Raw genomic sequence first — 17,512 nt, 5'->3', positions numbered from 1 at the left:
CCATTTTTGATTGTGTTTCGTGCAGTAGTTTTCTGCCCGCACCTCTGTTCCGGCATTTATTTAAAATAGGGAACGATTCAGAACGACTAGCTTACTGGCTTAGTAAGTCATTGATTGCTTTGTCTGCATCATTCATTAGTTTTTCTGGATCTTCTCCAGCCAATAGCTTTTCAATCATCGGATTGATAATATCGTTATTGATTGCTGAAATTTTAGTAAATCCAGGTAGAAACGGCTCTGCGTAATCCATTTGCTTAGAAAGCTCAGAAACAATCTCATTGTTCTTCACTTCATCGTCTTCAGCTACAGAATTTAAGTATGCCGGGAAACCATTTTCGATACTCCATTTTTTACCAATTTCTGTTGTATTCCAATATTTCAGGAATTCATAGATTGCTTCTTTTTTCTTACTGTCCGTACTTGCTGGAATAGCATAGCCTACACCATCAAGAATAGCCGTTTGTTCACCACTCTCACTTGCTTGAGGCAATGTAGTCACACCGTAGTTGATTTCGTTTGCCTTTAGTCCGTTATTCAGCCATGGACCGTTAATTTCGATGGAAAGCTGCCCTGCATTCATCAAGTTATCCATCTCAGCACCAGAAATTGATTCCGGACCTGCCTTATCAACATGAATCATTTGCTGAATGGCCTTTAAGGTTTTTAAATTTTCTGGAGAAGCAAACTCAGATTTCGTATAGTCATCGTTAATCAGTTTGCCGCCGTTGGCAAGAATCCAATTGTAAAGAGGAGCCGTACCATCCTTGTTAAATACAAATCCTGAAACATTCTTACTGCTGTCTGTCAGCTTCGGTGCCATCTCAGTCAATTCAGTCCAGGTTTTCGGCGGTGTTTCAGTATCTAAGCCAGCCGCTTTAAATAAATCCTTGTTCCAATACATGTACATACCCTGAACCTGCATAGGAATGAAGTATTGCTTGTCTTCTACTTTTCCTAAATCTACAGCTGTTTCGGTAAAGTCCGCTTTATCTACCCCGTCATAATCCCAAAAATCATCCAAGGACTGAACAGCACCATTTTCAACATACTGAGCAAAATCAGGATAATTTAATGCAATAAAATCAGGTGCTGTTTTTGAAGAAATAGCTGGCGGCAGCTTTTCGTTCAAGTTTGCCCAAGTCATAACATCCATCTCAATTTTGATATTTTTATCATTGGTTTTATTAAAGTCATCAACAATGTTTTGTAAAATTTCACCATCCGAAGCAGTAAAGCCATTCCAGAAGGTTAACGTTACACCATCCTCTGAGCCTCCATCAGAAGAAGAACCTCCACCGCATGCTGCCAGCACTCCTGCTACTAAAACTGCCATTGATCCTAATAAAAACTTCTTGAATCTCATTTTGACATCCCCCTTAAATTTTGTTCTACTATTTTAATGAGCAACGAACCATATTCCACGACAACGGCTGCAACTGACAGTTGATTTCGGCTTCTTCCAGTGTGTAGCTATCTGACTGTACTGGTTTGATTTTTTCTACTCCTTTCGTATTGACTTCTTTGATTTTAAAGCCGCTTAACTGCGAAAATTCTATTACTTCCCTTATAGCTAAGCCATTGGTGCCTATCGCAAAATCCATAAGCTCCCGACTACGGTTAACAGCAAATACCACCAGCTCGTTGGCTTCTTCATTCAATACAGCAATTGATTCCAAATAGGGTACTGCTTCGAAATCCTTTGTTTGATAGCTTTCTGATTCAATCAAAGGCTTTAAAACAGTGCCTCGACCAAAGTTGGATACCTGCATAAAGGGATAGAAAATGGTTTGTCTCCATGCTTCGCCATCTTTTTCAGTCATAATCGGTGCAATCACATTTACCAGCTGAGCCAGGCAAGCAATCTTTACTCGATCACTGTGCTTCAGCAAGGTGATAAGCAAGCAGCCTAACAGCAAGGCATCTTCAAAATTGTAGTGGTCCTCCAATAATGGCGGTGCAACCTGCCACGGCTTAACCGTTTCATCGTGCTCATTGCTGTGATACCAGATATTCCATTCATCAAAGGATAAATTCAGCTGCTTCTTGCTGTGTTTCTTCGCCTTCACTGCATCACACATTGCCGTAACTCCTGTAATAAAAGCATCCATATCCAACGAACGAGCGAGATAATTGTCTAAATCATCCTCTTGATTACCATAATATTGATGGAGGGAAAGATAGTCGACATAATCATATGTGTGTTCCAGCACCTCCAGCTCCCAATCACCAAAGGTAGGCATATGACTGTGTGAGCTGCCGCAAACGACCAGTTCAATTGAATCATCTACCAGCTTCATCGCTTTCGCTGTTTCCGCAGCCAGCCGTCCGTACTCTTCTGCTGTCTTATGACCGATTTGCCAAGGACCGTCCATCTCATTACCCAAGCACCAGGTTTTAATATTTAACGGATCTTTCAAGCCATTTTTCTTTCTCAAGTCACTCCAATAGCTGCCTTCTTTATAATTGCAGTATTCTACTAAATTTCTTGCAGCATCAATTCCCCGTGTTCCTAGATTCACCGCCATATTGATTTCTGTCTCAGCTTTTTTCGCCCATTCGTAAAATTCATGGAGTCCAACTTCGTTAGTCTCCGTCGTCCGCCACGCTAAATCCAGGCGCTTGGGCCGCTCCGCGACAGGCCCAATACCATCTTCCCAGTTATAACCAGATAAAAAATTCCCCCCAGGATAACGAACAAGAGGTACCTTCAATTCCTTTACCAAAGCAAGGACATCCTGACGGAAGCCCTGTTCATCCGCTGACGGATGATTCGGCTGGTAAATTCCCTCATACACTGCCCGTCCCATATGCTCAATAAACGAACCATAGAGTCTTGGATCCACTTCAGAAATCGAAAAATACTTATTAATCATCAATTTCGCCTTCAAAATCTAGCCTCCTTTAATATTTAACTAAATAATAAATCAATTTGAAAACGCTGTCAATAATAATATTGTTAAATTAAATATTTTATTTAATGATTAAATTAACATTTATATTAATAATCAAGTATATAGAATAATCTTGTTTCACATAATTAACATATATGCTAATATAGTTACTAAGAAAGAATAATCAACGTGAGGTGATTCCCATGCAGTTGGAAATCAATGAAGAAGCCCTGCCGGTTTATGAAGCTTTAGCAAGTAATGTGCGAATTAAAATCATTCAGTTGCTGTCAAAAAACAAGATGAGCGTGAAGGAGCTGGCAACTGCGCTTGGACTGAGCAGTGCAATTGTAACCATGCATATCAAAAAGCTGGAAGAAGCGAATATTATCAAAACAGAAAAAATAGGGCAAAAGAAAATATCCAGCCTTCGGGTAGATAAAATCGATATTAATTTTCCCGAAAAAATCTTTAATGCCTTTGATTTCAAAGAAACCTTTATCCCTGTCGGACATTATACGAATTATCTGGTCGAGCCCACCTGTGGTTTGGCTACGATTAATGAATTTATCGGCGATGTCGATGAACCGAAATACTTTATGGATACTAGAAGAATGGATGCACGAATCCTGTGGTTTACTCAAGGCTTTGTAGAGTACCAAACACCTAATTTTTTATCGGAGCAGGAAAAGTTGGAAATGCTGGAAATTTCAATGGAAATTTCTTCTGAATTTCCATTTTCCAATGACAATTGGCCGTCAGATATTACCTTTAGCTTAAACGGCATTGAATTAGGGACCTGGACAAGTCCCGGCGACTTCGCAGATATACGTGGAAAATATACACCAGAGTGGTACCCGGATAATTTGAATCAGTATGGTCTATTGAAAACGATTCGTATTACCAAGCATTTAACAAATATGGATGGTGTTCCGTTATCCGATATTACTATTGCAGATATTCCCAACCACGAAGATACCTGGCATCTAAGGGTCGAGGTAAAAGAAAATGCCAAAAACATCGGCGGCTGTACTCTATTCGGTCGGGGCTTCGGCAACTACGATCAGGATATTAAAATTAAAGTCTATTACAGCTAAGCAGCATAGAAAAAAAGCAGAGCTCTTTTGGCTTTGCTTCAAAAAATAAACCGCAAGATACGAAAATGGCTACCAACATTTTCAGTATTTTACGGTTTATTTCTGATTGAGTAGTTACCTCTGCATGTCTAATGATTTTCGAGACAAAGCGTCAGGTTCCTACAAGCTTTTTTTGATTCTCGAAACATATAAAAATCAACCCTGTTTAGTCCATTTTAAAACAAAGAAAAGAGTCTGGGACATAAACAAAATCCCAGACTTTTGACATCCCTAAAACCGAATAAACGGTATTCCAAAAGCAGCTTTCTCGGAAATAAGCCGAATAATCTCAAAAATATGAGAAGCTATTTTCGAATTATTCTTCTTATTTCTCGGAGCTGAACACTTTTGTCACAACCTCTTTTTCAATTAAAGAGAATGTTTTTCTATCTACTTATTTTTACAGATTTTCGTTCAACAACTTGAGGAGTATACAGGATACTCTCCCCAATCATTTTTTTCTCAATCGCTGTAACCATCCAGCTTGCTGCATCTTTTCCCAGCTGTTCTTTTGGATGAGTAATCGTTGTCAGTGCTACTTCTCCTGCCGTGCTTAAGTAAGAGTCGTCTTGTCCAATCACAGAAAAATCCTCCGGCACCCGCTTACCGGCAGCCGCCAGCTGCTGTACCAGTTGATTGGCAATCTCATCATTATAGCAGACCACCCCTTGTATAGCGGTGTCCTTTTCTAAACAAGCGACTACACGTTCAACCACAGCTGCCTTTTCTCCAGTAGCATAGGTGAAAATATTACTGGATTTAAAGGTGAGGTTCTCCTCTTCAAAAGCTTCGATAAACCCTTTCATCCGAAGCTTCCCTTGTAAATCATCAATTTTTACAATCAGAGCCAGTTCTTTCAGTCCCTGTTCAAGCAGGTAGGAAGTCGCTAAAAAGCCCGCTTTCACGTCATCCAGACTGATGAAAGGCAAATCAATTTCTTCATAACAGGAATTAATCATCACCACAGGTATTCCCCTTTCTTTAAAAGAAAGGTAGTAGGATAAATTCGGGTTGTACTGATTACTCTTAGTCGGTTCAACGATAAGCCCATCAACCTGCTGAGCCAGCATATTTTCCAAACACTTACGTTCTTGTTCTGGATCATTACTGGTACTGGCCAGTAGGAGTGAATATCCCCTCGTACGAAGCTCTTCTTCAATACCACGAATAATCGAAGGAAAAATATAATCAGATAGGTAGGTGGTAATCACTCCAATTGTTTTCGTCCGTTTTACTGATTCTCCTACTTCCTTGTAACGGTCATCCACATAGGTGCCAGAACCTTTTTCTTTACGAAGAAATCCCTCATTAACTAATAAAGCAATCGCCTGTCTAATAGTATGTCTGCTCACCTGACAGATTTCCTGCAGCTTAAGCTCCGGCGGAATCACAGAACCGTCAGGATACTCGCCGCTTAATATTTTAGCACGTAGTTCGTCAGCAATCTGCTGATATTTAGATACCATATTTTTCCTCCACATAAAATTTGTACGGTCATTTTTTATAATAGGTCTTTTTCATAGAGGAAGCAAGTCAATAATGCAGATTTTCAGTTACCTAGTTTCATTTCCTTTACTCTTTGCTCTAAAAGAAATTACCCCTTCACTAAAACAAAATAACTAATCTTAAATTTCAACTAACAACTCAAAAAAATGATAAGGACAGAACTGCTACTTCGCAGTATTTACGGATGTGTTGTAGGTAAATTTCTGATAATGATTTCTCACTATAGAGTACTCAAACGGAATCCCTGTTTCAGTGAACACAACTTCTTCTGTTACTGTTACAGGTTCATGTATTTCAAGGCCTAATTCCTTTTGATCTTCTTGATTTGACGGCATAGAAAAAATTGAAACATAAGAGTTTGTTAATAAAATCCCTAGTTCCTTAACTGCAAAATCATAAATAGAGTCCTTGATCATCTCCTTTGTCAAACGGGGAAACAGTTGGATAGGAATATAATCTGTCTCGATGGATACTGGGCTATTATCGATGTATCTAACTCGCTTAAAATGATACGTAAAATCACTTTCATTCAAAAGCAAAGCTTTTCGCACCTCTTCAGGCGGTAAAATCACTTCAAATAATAAGATAGTTGACCGAATCTCTCTCCCTTGTTCTGAAAAAGACTTAGTTAACCCAATCGGTCCTTTGCGCTGATGGCTGTAATCTTCATAATTCTTTTTAAAAAGTAAATTTACAAATGTTCCAGAGCGTGCTTTTCGTAAGAGTAAGCCTTCTTCTACTAATGAATCAATTGCTTTTTTCATTGTGCTTCTGCTTACTTCAAATTCTTCACTTAAAACCCTTTCATTCGGGAGTTTTCCTGTTGCATACTGATCATTTAGAATATTTCTTTTTAACTGGTCAGCTATTTTTTCATATAAACTGAGAGAATCCATTTCGCCCTCCTTAACTGCAACTTTACTGTTTATTCTATTATAGCTAAGTATTTTTCTTTTTTCAATCAAATTGGTACGTTCCAAAAAATAATTTGGTTGACTCCAGAAAAAACATATGGTTTAATATTTTTGAAAGTGCTTTCTAAAAAAACAAAAGGAGAACTACTATGAAAAAGTTAACAGCTGTATTGGAAAAATATCTACTGCCTTTTGCTGATGTTTTTAGTAAAAACCGCTATTTAGTCGCAATTAAAGATGCCTTTTTGATTTCCCTGCCTTTTACTGTTTTCAGCTCTATTTTTACCGCAATTGCTAATATCCCATTTTTGCCAAATTTATTTGGTGAAGAAAATATTACACAATTCCAGACTTTTGTGTCCCCTACTTTTTCTTTAACAATGGGTGTTATATCTTTTATTGTTGCTGCAGGGATAGGCCATAGTCTATCCAATCATTATAAAATAAACGGAATTTACGGTGCTTTGGTGGGATTGCTGTCTTTCATCATGATCACACCTACTACCACTGTTACAGAATCCGGAGAACTAGTAGTAAGCGTCCTCCCTTTATCAGAAATTGGGGCAGTAGGCATGTTTTCCGCCATTATTATGTCAATTATTGCTACGGAAATTTATCGTTACGCTATTCAGCATAACTGGACTATCAAAATGCCCAGTAGCGTACCAAAACTTGTCTCAGATTCATTTTTTTCTTTTGTGCCAATAGCTGTCGCTTTAATCGCTGCCTTTACAGTAAGAAGTTTATTTGAACTCACTCCTTTTGAGACAGTCAATAATCTGATTTATCAGCTGCTACAAAAACCATTAACCTCTCTAGGTACCTCACTACCGGCAACCATCATTGTTGGGGTATTAGTAAATCTCTTTTGGTTTTTTGGTCTTCATGGACATGTTATTGTTGGAAGTGTGATGGTACCAATCTGGAATACCCAATCCTTTGACAATCTGACAGCTTTTCAAGCTGGAAAAGAACTTCCTCATATAGTAACTGGACAATTTACAGATTTCTTTGTACTGAACGGCGGCTATTTATCCATACCAGTACTCATTTCATTGTTGTTTTTCTTTAAAAAAAGATCCGATTGGAATGACCTCGGAAAGATTTCATTAGCTCCAGGAATTTTCGGTGTCTACGAACCGTTAATCTTCGGGCTACCAGTCATGCTGAACCCAATATTATTCATTCCGTTAGTAGCAACACCGATTATTACGACCGTTACTTCTTATTTTGCAATGAGTGTCGGGTTAGTTCCCCTCACCACTGGAGTAGCACTTCCTTATACCATGCCCTTAATTATTAGTGGTGCTATTGTGACAAACTCTATCCGCGGTGCACTTTTACAACTTTTATTACTGGTTGTTCTAACATTTATGTGGTATATCTTCTTGAAAGTATTAGATGGACAAACTAGATTAAAAAAGGAGCAAATTAATGACTAAAGAAAAAATACTTGGAGCTCTTTATGGCGCTGCTGTCGGCGATGCCTTAGGTGCCCCAACAGAACTACGAAATACACGGCAAATTATTGAACGCTTTGGGGGCTATGTAAAAGAATATCAAGAAGCTCCCAATGATACTTTTGCTAGGGAATATCCTGCTGGAACTATCACAGATGACTTTAGTATGTCCTATTACCTTATGCAGGCAATCCTTCAGCATCAAGGAATGTTCAATGAAAAAATCGCAAAAGAAGCCATCATTGCTTGGGGGAACGACGGATATTATTTTGATAAGTTTGCCGGTCCAACAACTAGAACAGCCATTGAAAAGATGCGATTAGATTTGCCAACAGATGTTGATCCATTTGGGCTAATTAACTATAGCGGGCTTGCTACAAATGGCGGAGCCATGAAAACCATTCCTCTGGCAGTTCTAGCCAAAGGAAATAAAAAAAGAGCTCTTGAGTACACCATCGCAATGTGTCAATCTACCCACTTTAACAGCAATGCTATCTCTGCCGCCGCTGCTATCTGCTGTGGTGCAACGGAGGCATTGACTAACGAAGCGACTCTCAAAACAATCATTGAAGCAGCATTATGGGGGGCACTAGAAGGGCGTAAATATGGAGAAGAACAACAGCACATCTCGGTTGGACCAGATATTGAATATAAAATTAGAAAAGCTGTTTACATAGGTAGACAGTCCAAGGATTTTGCTGACTTATTACAAAATACTGCGGATAAAGTCGGGACTAACTTTTGGGTTCAAGAATCTATACCTGCTGTTTTCAGTTTACTAGCTGGGACAAAAGGCCAAACCATGTCTGGAATTTATGCAGCTGTAAATGTTGGAGGAGATACTGATACCATCGCATCAATGTTGGGAGGTATCACAGGCGGATTAAACGGTATAGACTCTATCCCAAAAAGATATATTAGAAAAATGGAGCAAGCAAATCCCAAACTCTCCATCCAAAAAGTTATTCATGATTTTACTGCCCTCTGTTTATAATCGTTGCTCAATGTAAAATAAGTGTTTATCCCAACCTTACAACTCGCTCAAGAGAACCCAGATAAATAGTAGAGCATTAGCAGCACATAACTGGACTTAACTGCAGCAAGTATCCACAGAAGCAATCCCTTCGAAAATAAGCTGAGCTTAACACAAACTAAAAACATATTTTTTGTTAAGCTCAGCTTATGGCTCGGGACTATACATTTTCGTTCCAGTCCATATTAAATTACCCATGACAGATTTATTAAATACAAGGAGAAAATATGAATTCAACTGCTCAAAAGAAAACCATTCTTCATTTACCAAAAGTCGAACTTCATTGTCATTTAGACGGCTCAGTTTCAATAGATACCTTGAAGAAGCTGGCTAAAAAAGAGGGTCTGCCAACAGCAAACCTTGAAAAAGCTGCTGCGCCTAAAAAGTGTCTGAACTTAAAAGAATATTTAGAAAGCTTTGATATAATCCTCCCCTTGCTTCAAACAAAAGAGAGCCTGTTCACTGCCGCATATGATGTTATTAGACAGGCTGCTGCAGAAAATATCTGCTATCTTGAAATTCGCTTCGCCCCTTTACTTCATCAACAAAAAGGCTTATCCCTTAAAGAAATCATAACCGCTGTATACTCGGGAATAAATCAAGCAAAACAGGACTTTGCTGTCCACGTTAGTCTATTAATTACTGCCTTACGCCATCATACAGAAGAAGAACACAAGCAGTTAATAGATACTCTTGTTGAACTAAATCAATGCCCCATTGCTGGATTTGATTTCGCTGGTGATGAAGAGCAGCTGACGACCGTCAAGCTTAAATTATCCGCTGAACATGCCCAATCCTCCGGTTTGAATCTAACCATTCATTCTGGGGAATGCGGTTGTGCTCAAAATGTAATTGAGGCAGTTCACTTAGGTGCTTTACGTATCGGTCATGGGGTGGCAATCAAAGACAACCTTATTGCTCAACAGCTATGCCGAACCTCTGGTGTACTTTTAGAACTTTGCCCTTCGAGCAACCTACAAACAAATGCAGTGAAAAACTGGGCGGAATACCCCCTTCGTCATTTTTTAAAAGAAGATATTGCGTGCTGCATCAATACAGATAACCGTACAATATCTCAAACAACATTAACCAGAGAATATCAGCTTTTATTTGAACATTGCAAGTTAACCTATCTCGAAATGGAACAGCTGAATCTCCATGCCGTTAACCATGCTTTTACCGATGAGCAGACAAAAAGTGCCTTGCGAAAAAAGATAATATCAGCTTATGCAACAGTTACCAAATAAGAGAAAATATGATAAGGACGAAAAAGTCTCTATCTCAACATTAAAATATGATTCAGCAACATACCAGACCTAATCATCTCTTCGCCTATTATTACAAAAAGTGAGTAGAACAAACACCCATGGTGGGTTACCGCCACCAAACAGAATGAAAATAATCGACCTACACGCTATTTCCTGTCATACTAAAGAGAACAGGAGTAGCTTGTAGGTCGATTACTGATTGAGGTTCTTCTCCAAGTTGACCTTGAGGGACAAACTAGACCATTCTACTTATTTGTACCGATCATTCGGTCATAGAACCTGCGTATAATAAATAAAATCCCGAACGTTTAGTATGTCGAAACTCGAATAAACGGTGAGACAATAACACATATGGGCACTTAACTGCGACGAGTAACCGCAGGAGCACTCGCAAAGCACTTAACTGCGACGAGTAATCGCAGGAGCAACTTCTTCAGCAATAAGCCGAATTTAAACAAAAATTGGGAAAGCACCAGGTAGGAATCAGCCAACATCGAATGGTTTACTTCGTGTTTCCTGTCATTTTCGTAAATTCCTTCTCATTGCTTTGAATCACTGTGATTACTTACTATGTAAGTAGAGCTGCTGAAAAGTACCTACTTGGTGTTTGACGTTAACCGTTCTAGCGCAAACTCTATAGTTACCGTTACGAATAAACTCTTGATACATATACATTCTGATATTGATTGGTTCTCAATGGGTCTGGCTAAACCGGCTGTCTAGCAAATGCAAAAAAAGTTCGTCTATTTATTAAAAATCTTCGGACCTTTGCGCATGTTTTTAAGATCATTTTTAGGATTAGCCATCTTCTTAGAGCGGCCGCCTGCCTGTTTCTTTTTAATTAGCTCTAACATTTTTTCTTTTGAATTCATTTTCTACACCGCCTTTAACAGTATCATTATACACTCAAAACCGCATTGAAAGATACAATTAATTTTCTGAAACTGTAAGAAAAACGTTTAATCGGCTAGATTGGGAAATAGCTGAGCTTTCTATCATTCTATCAACCCTAAAGAACAGTCGAACTTTACAGGAACTCATTTCAGCTAATTTCAACACGCTTTTTAAAAGAAATTTTTTATCCCTCAACAGAGGTTTGTTGAGGAAATTCTCCTCCTTCATTATAAAGGATACGGCCAATTCTTTGAGCAGCCCACTTCACATAAGCTTCATTGGAAATAGCATCACCTTCTACTTCTTCAATAACATTTAACTTTTTCAACACCTTATCATATTCTATCGTTTCATAGGTTAATTCATTTGGACCAAACAAATATACCACTTTTTCATCATCTTCATACTCTTTTGTCATTAACATATAGATTGCCATTCCCCTTTTATCTCTCCATTCAAAATGCTTTATATGCTAGGATTAAACAGACTTGTCAATTCAAAGCCAGTGTTCATTTCAGAATAAATAGAACAAACAACAAACCGCTCTTTCCCTGCAAATTCCACTAGCTTATATCGGCCAAAGGCAGCTGGAATATGATGATGCCCATGAATCACGCCAATGATATTATACTGCTCAAACAGCTGTTCAATTGCCGGCTCTGAGCAAATATAGTCCTTATTATACGACTTGCTTCTAGGAAAAAGCCTACTTAGCTCGTTAAATAAAGGGGCATGAGAAACAATCACTGTCGGTATACTCTGATCCTTAGCAAGCAGCGGCTTTAAAGCCTTCAAAATAAAGCGCTGCAGCTCCTTTTTACGCCTAACCAGTGCTACCGGAATCGTCAATCCTATGTAGCGAATTCCGCCATGAACCACACTATCATTATTTAACACCTTCATTTTAGGGAACCTTTTTTCAAGCTCACCTTTCACAGCTTCATAATAGTCATGATCCCCTGTCGGCAGCAGCGGCCATGCATCATCAGGATTTTCCCGAATTAATTTAAACCATTCATAGTTAAGGAAAGGACGCCACTTCTCCCACTCTTCAGCCTTTGTATCAGGATTCTCTGGTAAAACAGCGACCAATTCATGATTTCCTATAACATAGAGTCCACGGATTTTCTCGTTGGTCACTTTAGAATTCTGAACATCGCCAGCTAGTATATTAAAATGTTGATTACTGAAAGGAAATTTACCATCCAGTATATGAATATCCGAAACAACATTTACCAAGTTGGTACTCTCTGTTGGCAGGACATTTTCAAAATACTGTTTTAGCTCTTGCGGATCAACACTATGTGCAACATAATTTTTTCGAACCTCAGACAGTTCGCTGCCAAATTGTGAGCGCAAAAGCGGCCGATTATTCGTAAGCATGGGCTGAGTGGTATTGATGATTGAATGATTAATCGTTTGTTTGATTTCCTGAGGAAGCAGCTCCAAAGCCGGCATAATATCTGATTCAAAGGTTAGCTGTTTATACATCTCTTTATCCTCAGAAGAAGCATCCGGCATCGTTGATTCTAACAACTGCAGATTTTTTCCATCGGTTGTGATTGGCAAAGACTGAGTAAGCTGAACAACAAAATTAAGATATTCAGAAACATAGCCCGCTATACCTGTTTTGGCATTTTCACTAAACAAAAACTTCCCAGCCAGATTTGCGGATAGAGGTCCCGTCTCATCATGCTGCAGCATCCGGCCTAAAATTTGAATTTCAAGCAGCGGATTTTGCAGAATAGCATTGTACGCCTGCTGTACCTCGATAGAATCCTTCGCCACTCGTTTTTCTGTGACTTGAAAAATACTCAACACTAAATACTGTTCGATATTTGTTCTATGCAGCTCCAGATAATGGCGCACCTCCTCCGGATGAAGCAGGTACTGAATCGCTGCACGTTGAATATAGCTTCGGGCCGTATCATAAGGAATGGCAGAATAGACAATATCTCCTCTAGAGGAAACACTCATTGACTGTTCTCTCACATTATACGTCAATTGAAAGTAGTCATTTCTAAACAAGGTCTTGTTCACCGGCCGCCGTTTATTTTCCGGATAAAGCGCCAAACGAGCCCCCAGCTCCGGCGGCAACACAGCCTTTGATGCTAAAGGCACATCAGAAGGCTGCTTTTGTACAGCTAGCGAATCATTACTTTTATCTGATTTCACCAAATCACCTCACCTCTACAAAATAATTGCTGTTTCTCTTATTGTTCACTTCATCTGTGATTAATTATCAGGTTTATTATATCATGCCTAAAATAAAATCATTCCACAAAAAAACGCTTCGCAATATGAATAGGAAACGTTTGTGCTGCTTATATGTAAATGTAGACCAGCAGACTTTTACATGTCCAGCCTATAGGCATGCTCCTGCAATCCAGAAGATCAATCCTATAGGCAAAAAAATTGTCACTCATCTGCCGAAGCTTTATCCGACTGTAGCTGCTGTAAACAATACTCCATCACGAAAATCAATAGCAGCGCCAGTAGACTGCCAATGATTGCACCGGACAAACGCATCGGGATCAGTCCTAACGGTGTAAAATTCGTACCGATTGTCATTAACAGCAGAACCTGCGGATTGGTGAAGAAGTTCGCTACCATATAATTCACAGGCATAAAGAACTCAGTCAAAATATTCAAAGCAACCAGTATCAGGGCTTTGAATACCAGCGGCAGCCCTAAAGAGACTAAGAAAAAACCTAACATAATCCCAACAACACCGCCTACTACCCGGCCAACCGTTCGATCTTTAATTTTGTTCATATGCTCCCCCGCCAACACAGCTGCAGCTGAAATCAATATCCAATAACCGTTGCTTTCTCTCAATAAATAGGCAATGTAAGCCGCAATAAACAGAATCATTGAATAGTGCAGAGCCTTCAACAGCGTATTAGGGTGTTCATACATCGTCAGATAATATTTATCCATCATAGACAAGCGCTGAAAATGATCTTTAGGAATTCGATACGGCAGCTTTTCCAGCAATGAAATCAAACAACCAGACAACAAAGAACCGCCGATTCCATATAATAAATAGGTACTATGATGAAAAATCTCACCAAAAGAATCCGCCTGAAAATTAAAACCCGTCGCATAAAGCATAATGACAAAAAAATAATCCGGTTTTGGAATGCGGAAGACCTTCGAAGTAATAAACGCAGCAAAAGATAAGGTGCTAATAATAAAAGGGGCACTCCAAGGAAACATAGCAGTGCCTGCACCTAATATAAATGCAGCCAGTAGAGCCAGACCATGAATAGAAATAGCCTTCATGTTATACGCAAATGAACGATGCTGAAACGCCAAATAAGAAAAAGCTCCCATCGTTCCCACTGAGCTTATCCGCAAATCCTTCGTCAGGATGCCTATCACTAAAGGAACTGCCATCGCCAAACCAGAGCCCAGCGGACGCAAGATATTATTTTTATCCTTCATACATATCCTCCTTTTCTATTTATATACTACAAGAACTATCTTTACTTTTATTAATAAAAAATGAATGTTAATGACTATTGAAGCCCATTTTCCGAAAAAATCAGCTTTTTTTATTTAATTAAGCAGCAGCTAAAAAAATGCAATGACTATCATAACACCCTTAATAATTATACGGAGAAAAACTTGGATTTACAAATGTGTTTGAAAGCTGAAGAAAGAGGCACCTAATTTTAGGAGGACATATGTTATAATCTACTCATTACTTTTTACGAGGTGTTCAATTTGGGGATTGCTATTCTTTTATTTGCTGTTGTAGTTTATCCATTATTTGTTTGTCTTGCACTTGGTTTTACATTTTTATTGAATAAGGTCATGAAGATACGGTTGAAAACCCTCATTTTTATGATAATTATCGCTTTTATAATTGGTATCTGGTCAGGTAACCAATTTATGCATTGGCTTTTTGGTGACTATAATTTATTTTAGATTCCGACTAGTAACCTCGAGCTCCTTTCATTTTTATCCAAATCAGTCTAGCTATGAAATTATGCTGTAATTAAATTATGAACTGTAACTATAAAATTTTGTTTGTTAAAAAAAACGTAATCGAGTCTTTAAAATAGTTTTTTGCAATAAAATATAACAGAATGAAACAATGTTGGTTTTCAATGAGATTGACGAACAACAAGCTAAACTCATGGAGATATAATCATCGATACAACGTTATATGCAACTAATTAGTGTGCCTTCCATTTTTAAAGAAGTGTACTTCTGTAAAGTCTTCTCTATTTTCAAAAAAAACAAGGGACACCAATTTCTTGGTACCACTTTTAAAAGAATGGTCAAAAAAGCACTTTCTCGATATGCTAGGAAAGTGCTTTGAACGTTTATATAACAGCAAATTAACGTTTTGAGATTTGACTTGCTGTTCTTTCTTTTTTTTAAGACCTTATTAATAGATATTCTCTTTCATCTAATCTCAAATTATTAATTTTACAGCAATAGCATCCATTTTTAACAAAGGCAGTCTTTATGAGATTTCATAAGATTTTATTCTACTGCTCTTTAAAATCTTCTCCAAAACAATTAAGCAATTTTATGCAATTACATTATATAAAATAGCAAACTCATTTATAAAAGATATAGTTTCGTTAAAATACTATCACTTATTGAACATGAACTTAATTGCTATCCCTCTACAGATGTTTGATCTGGAAATTCTCCTCCTTCTTTATAGAGAATCCGACCAATTCTCTGAGCCGCCCATTTTACATAAGCCTCATTAGAAATATTTTCATCATTAACATCTTCAATTACATTCAATTTTTTCGATTTCTTATCATACTCTATTTTTCCAAAAGTTAATTCGTTTGGTCCAAATAAATAGATTACCTTTTCATCATCTTCATAATCTTTTGTCATCAACATGTAAACTCCCATTAGTTTCCCTCGCATTCTCTTAGTTTATGGTTCCCATACACGCCCTGATATTACAGTACTATCATGAGCTTTTCTATAATTCGTTTTAAACAAGCTCTCAAATCTGGATTCAAAATACTCATGTTCTAACAAAACAAGGTCGTTCTGAGTGAATTCTCCTTTAATTAATCTTTCCCAAGCATCAGCCATATCTGGATTAGCATCAAAAACACCTATTTTGTGATCTAAGGTATGTTCATTGAAAAAAACATGACCCTTTATTCTCTGTATTTTTTCTTTAGGTAAATTGGTATTATCAGCTATTTTTTGAATATCATCATTTAATTTTCTAATATCATTATATCTATCTTCAGCTTTTTCCCATCTTAAGTATTCATCAAATGGATCAGGAATGCCTTTAAACCCACCTGTTTCTTTTGGAGAAATAATTTTCTTACTAGCACTAATCTTAGCTACGTCGTTAAAATACCCAGCATTCGTTAAAATACGTAAATCATCTGCGGTTAAATTTGCACCTTTTAATAACTTATCACCTGCCCTAAGACTTTGAACACTATCCGCAAGTTTTGTCATTGGCAATAGAAATAACATTGTCCATAAGCCTGCTTCTAATCGATTAGCTTTGTCCCCTGTAACAGGGTCTTTCCCTGTAAACAAGCGGTAAATATCGTAAATATTGCTTATCTCTCCTCCCATATGAAGAGTAGATATCCCCAATGCTTTAGTTCCTTCTAATGAAGTCGCATACATTAAGTTTTCAGAGGCTAATTTATTATATTTACCATCAACATAAACTTTATAAATAAACACCCCATGCTTCGCTGCTTCTGAATTTTCCAAAACAATTTCCATTCGTTGTTCTGGACAAGAATCATTGTATGCCTTTAGCTTTTTGTACCATTCTTTATTGGTACAGTCAGAAAACGTATAGGTACCCGTTACAGTATTAAATTGTCTTGATTTCCCTAGATCACTCATTGTTGTCGTAAGTTGTGAACCGATAGAAGCAATTTCCGAAAAATCATTGGCGTGCGTTTCTTCAAATGTCTGATACTTTTCTAAAATATCTACTTTCTTCTGCTCTTGATTGATTTGGTAGTCTTTGAACATAACGCCATACCCACCAACAATTTCAAGCGCAATATTTCCAGCAATCTTCAGTAGAAGGTCTTGCTTTTCTTGTTGAATCCGATTAATTTTATTTTGTAATTCAATTAGTTCATCTGTATCTAGTACTTTTGAGGTTTCCCCTACTTCTGCTTCAAAACTACTTAAAAATAGGGTATACGCTTCCTAAAAATCACAATGATAATTATACAATGCTTTTGAAACAACGGCACTGACCCCCAAGAATGAGAATATAAAAAAGAGGCACCTCCGTTGAATTTATTTTATATAATAAATTTAGCGGAGGTGCTTTTGATGAAGAAAAAAATGGCGTATTCTCTTGAAGTCAAAGAGAAAGTAATTGAATTGAAAATTGAAGGAAAGACAACAAAAGAGATACTAGAGCTGACAGGGGTTAA

General features: G+C 37.8%; 14 protein-coding genes. 4 read left to right on the top strand and 10 right to left on the bottom strand.

What is annotated here, in order from left to right; all coding sequences use genetic code 11:
* Positions 1–91: 91 nt before the first annotated feature.
* Together AC1Z3K_RS07795 and arfA are read right to left on the bottom strand one after the other, a co-directional pair.
* Positions 92–1,363, bottom strand: coding sequence for an ABC transporter substrate-binding protein (locus AC1Z3K_RS07795; protein WP_461732396.1), 1,272 nt, complete (start codon positions 1,361–1,363; stop codon positions 92–94).
* Between the two features lie 28 nt (positions 1,364–1,391).
* Positions 1,392–2,873: an arabinosylfuranosidase ArfA gene (arfA, locus tag AC1Z3K_RS07790; RefSeq protein ID WP_461732508.1), complete on the bottom strand. Its 1,482-nt coding sequence runs from the start codon at positions 2,871–2,873 to the stop codon at positions 1,392–1,394.
* Between the two features lie 221 nt (positions 2,874–3,094).
* Between arfA and AC1Z3K_RS07785 the strand changes: the two genes are divergently transcribed.
* Complete coding sequence (locus tag AC1Z3K_RS07785; protein WP_426083665.1) at positions 3,095–3,985, top strand: ArsR/SmtB family transcription factor; 891 nt, start codon at positions 3,095–3,097, stop codon at positions 3,983–3,985.
* Positions 3,986–4,410: 425 nt separating this feature from the next.
* Here AC1Z3K_RS07785 and AC1Z3K_RS07780 read toward each other — a convergent pair whose 3' ends face one another.
* A complete protein-coding gene (locus AC1Z3K_RS07780) occupies positions 4,411–5,490 on the bottom strand; it encodes a GntR family transcriptional regulator (protein ID WP_426083663.1) in 1,080 nt (359 codons plus the stop codon).
* A 204-nt stretch (positions 5,491–5,694) separates the two neighbouring features.
* The gene (locus tag AC1Z3K_RS07775) at positions 5,695–6,426 is read right to left on the bottom strand and encodes a GntR family transcriptional regulator (RefSeq protein WP_426083661.1); all 732 of its coding nucleotides are present in this window, start codon (positions 6,424–6,426) and stop codon (positions 5,695–5,697) included.
* A gap of 167 nt (positions 6,427–6,593) precedes the next feature.
* Here AC1Z3K_RS07775 and AC1Z3K_RS07770 point away from each other — a divergent pair, with 167 nt between their 5' ends.
* The 3 genes from AC1Z3K_RS07770 (at position 6,594) to add (ending at position 10,184) form a co-directional block, all read left to right on the top strand.
* Positions 6,594–7,886 (top strand): PTS sugar transporter subunit IIC, encoded by a 1,293-nt coding sequence (locus AC1Z3K_RS07770; protein WP_426083659.1) that lies wholly within the window; start codon positions 6,594–6,596, stop codon positions 7,884–7,886.
* Entirely contained in the window at positions 7,879–8,898 is a 1,020-nt protein-coding gene (locus AC1Z3K_RS07765) for an ADP-ribosylglycohydrolase family protein (protein WP_461732395.1), read from the top strand. The genes AC1Z3K_RS07770 and AC1Z3K_RS07765 overlap by 8 nt, the downstream gene beginning before the upstream one ends.
* A gap of 266 nt (positions 8,899–9,164) precedes the next feature.
* Positions 9,165–10,184, top strand: a complete 1,020-nt coding sequence (gene add / locus AC1Z3K_RS07760) for an adenosine deaminase (protein ID WP_426083655.1) — start codon at positions 9,165–9,167, stop codon at positions 10,182–10,184.
* Positions 10,185–10,948: 764 nt separating this feature from the next.
* Here add and AC1Z3K_RS07755 read toward each other — a convergent pair.
* From AC1Z3K_RS07755 to AC1Z3K_RS07730, 6 genes are all read right to left on the bottom strand, one after another.
* Entirely contained in the window at positions 10,949–11,077 is a 129-nt protein-coding gene (locus AC1Z3K_RS07755; RefSeq protein ID WP_426083653.1) for a hypothetical protein, read from the bottom strand.
* 206 nt (positions 11,078–11,283) lie between these two features.
* Positions 11,284–11,535, bottom strand: a complete 252-nt coding sequence (locus tag AC1Z3K_RS07750) for a hypothetical protein (RefSeq protein WP_461732394.1) — start codon at positions 11,533–11,535, stop codon at positions 11,284–11,286.
* Positions 11,536–11,564: 29 nt separating this feature from the next.
* A complete protein-coding gene (locus AC1Z3K_RS07745) occupies positions 11,565–13,274 on the bottom strand; it encodes a metallophosphoesterase family protein (RefSeq protein ID WP_461732393.1) in 1,710 nt (569 codons plus the stop codon).
* Positions 13,275–13,517: 243 nt separating this feature from the next.
* Positions 13,518–14,546 (bottom strand): FUSC family protein, encoded by a 1,029-nt coding sequence (locus tag AC1Z3K_RS07740; RefSeq protein WP_461732392.1) that lies wholly within the window; start codon positions 14,544–14,546, stop codon positions 13,518–13,520.
* A 1,188-nt stretch (positions 14,547–15,734) separates the two neighbouring features.
* Positions 15,735–15,968 carry a hypothetical protein gene (locus tag AC1Z3K_RS07735; protein ID WP_461732391.1) on the bottom strand — a complete coding sequence of 78 codons (234 nt, stop codon included), beginning with the start codon at positions 15,966–15,968 and terminating at the stop codon, positions 15,735–15,737.
* A 42-nt stretch (positions 15,969–16,010) separates the two neighbouring features.
* The gene (locus tag AC1Z3K_RS07730) at positions 16,011–17,096 is read right to left on the bottom strand and encodes a pre-toxin TG domain-containing protein (protein WP_461732390.1); all 1,086 of its coding nucleotides are present in this window, start codon (positions 17,094–17,096) and stop codon (positions 16,011–16,013) included.
* Between the last annotated feature and the right edge of the window lie 416 nt (positions 17,097–17,512).

This window comes from Enterococcus sp. LJL128 (assembly GCF_056924295.1).
This window is presented reverse-complemented; position numbering and strand designations above follow the sequence as displayed.

Bases quoted from the DNA above. Each gene is read 5' to 3' on its own strand.
- AC1Z3K_RS07795 (WP_461732396.1), bottom strand. From the start codon at position 1,363: ATGAGATTCAAGAAGTTTTTATTAGGATCAATGGCAGTTTTAGTAGCA.
- arfA (WP_461732508.1), bottom strand. From the start codon at position 2,873: ATGATTAATAAGTATTTTTCGATTTCTGAAGTGGATCCAAGACTCTAT.
- AC1Z3K_RS07785 (WP_426083665.1), top strand. From the start codon at position 3,095: ATGCAGTTGGAAATCAATGAAGAAGCCCTGCCGGTTTATGAAGCTTTA.
- AC1Z3K_RS07780 (WP_426083663.1), bottom strand. From the start codon at position 5,490: ATGGTATCTAAATATCAGCAGATTGCTGACGAACTACGTGCTAAAATA.
- AC1Z3K_RS07775 (WP_426083661.1), bottom strand. From the start codon at position 6,426: ATGGATTCTCTCAGTTTATATGAAAAAATAGCTGACCAGTTAAAAAGA.
- AC1Z3K_RS07770 (WP_426083659.1), top strand. From the start codon at position 6,594: ATGAAAAAGTTAACAGCTGTATTGGAAAAATATCTACTGCCTTTTGCT.
- AC1Z3K_RS07765 (WP_461732395.1), top strand. From the start codon at position 7,879: ATGACTAAAGAAAAAATACTTGGAGCTCTTTATGGCGCTGCTGTCGGC.
- add (WP_426083655.1), top strand. From the start codon at position 9,165: ATGAATTCAACTGCTCAAAAGAAAACCATTCTTCATTTACCAAAAGTC.
- AC1Z3K_RS07755 (WP_426083653.1), bottom strand. From the start codon at position 11,077: ATGAATTCAAAAGAAAAAATGTTAGAGCTAATTAAAAAGAAACAGGCA.
- AC1Z3K_RS07750 (WP_461732394.1), bottom strand. From the start codon at position 11,535: ATGGCAATCTATATGTTAATGACAAAAGAGTATGAAGATGATGAAAAA.
- AC1Z3K_RS07740 (WP_461732392.1), bottom strand. From the start codon at position 14,546: ATGAAGGATAAAAATAATATCTTGCGTCCGCTGGGCTCTGGTTTGGCG.
- AC1Z3K_RS07735 (WP_461732391.1), bottom strand. From the start codon at position 15,968: ATGACAAAAGATTATGAAGATGATGAAAAGGTAATCTATTTATTTGGA.
- AC1Z3K_RS07730 (WP_461732390.1), bottom strand. From the start codon at position 17,096: ATGTTCAAAGACTACCAAATCAATCAAGAGCAGAAGAAAGTAGATATT.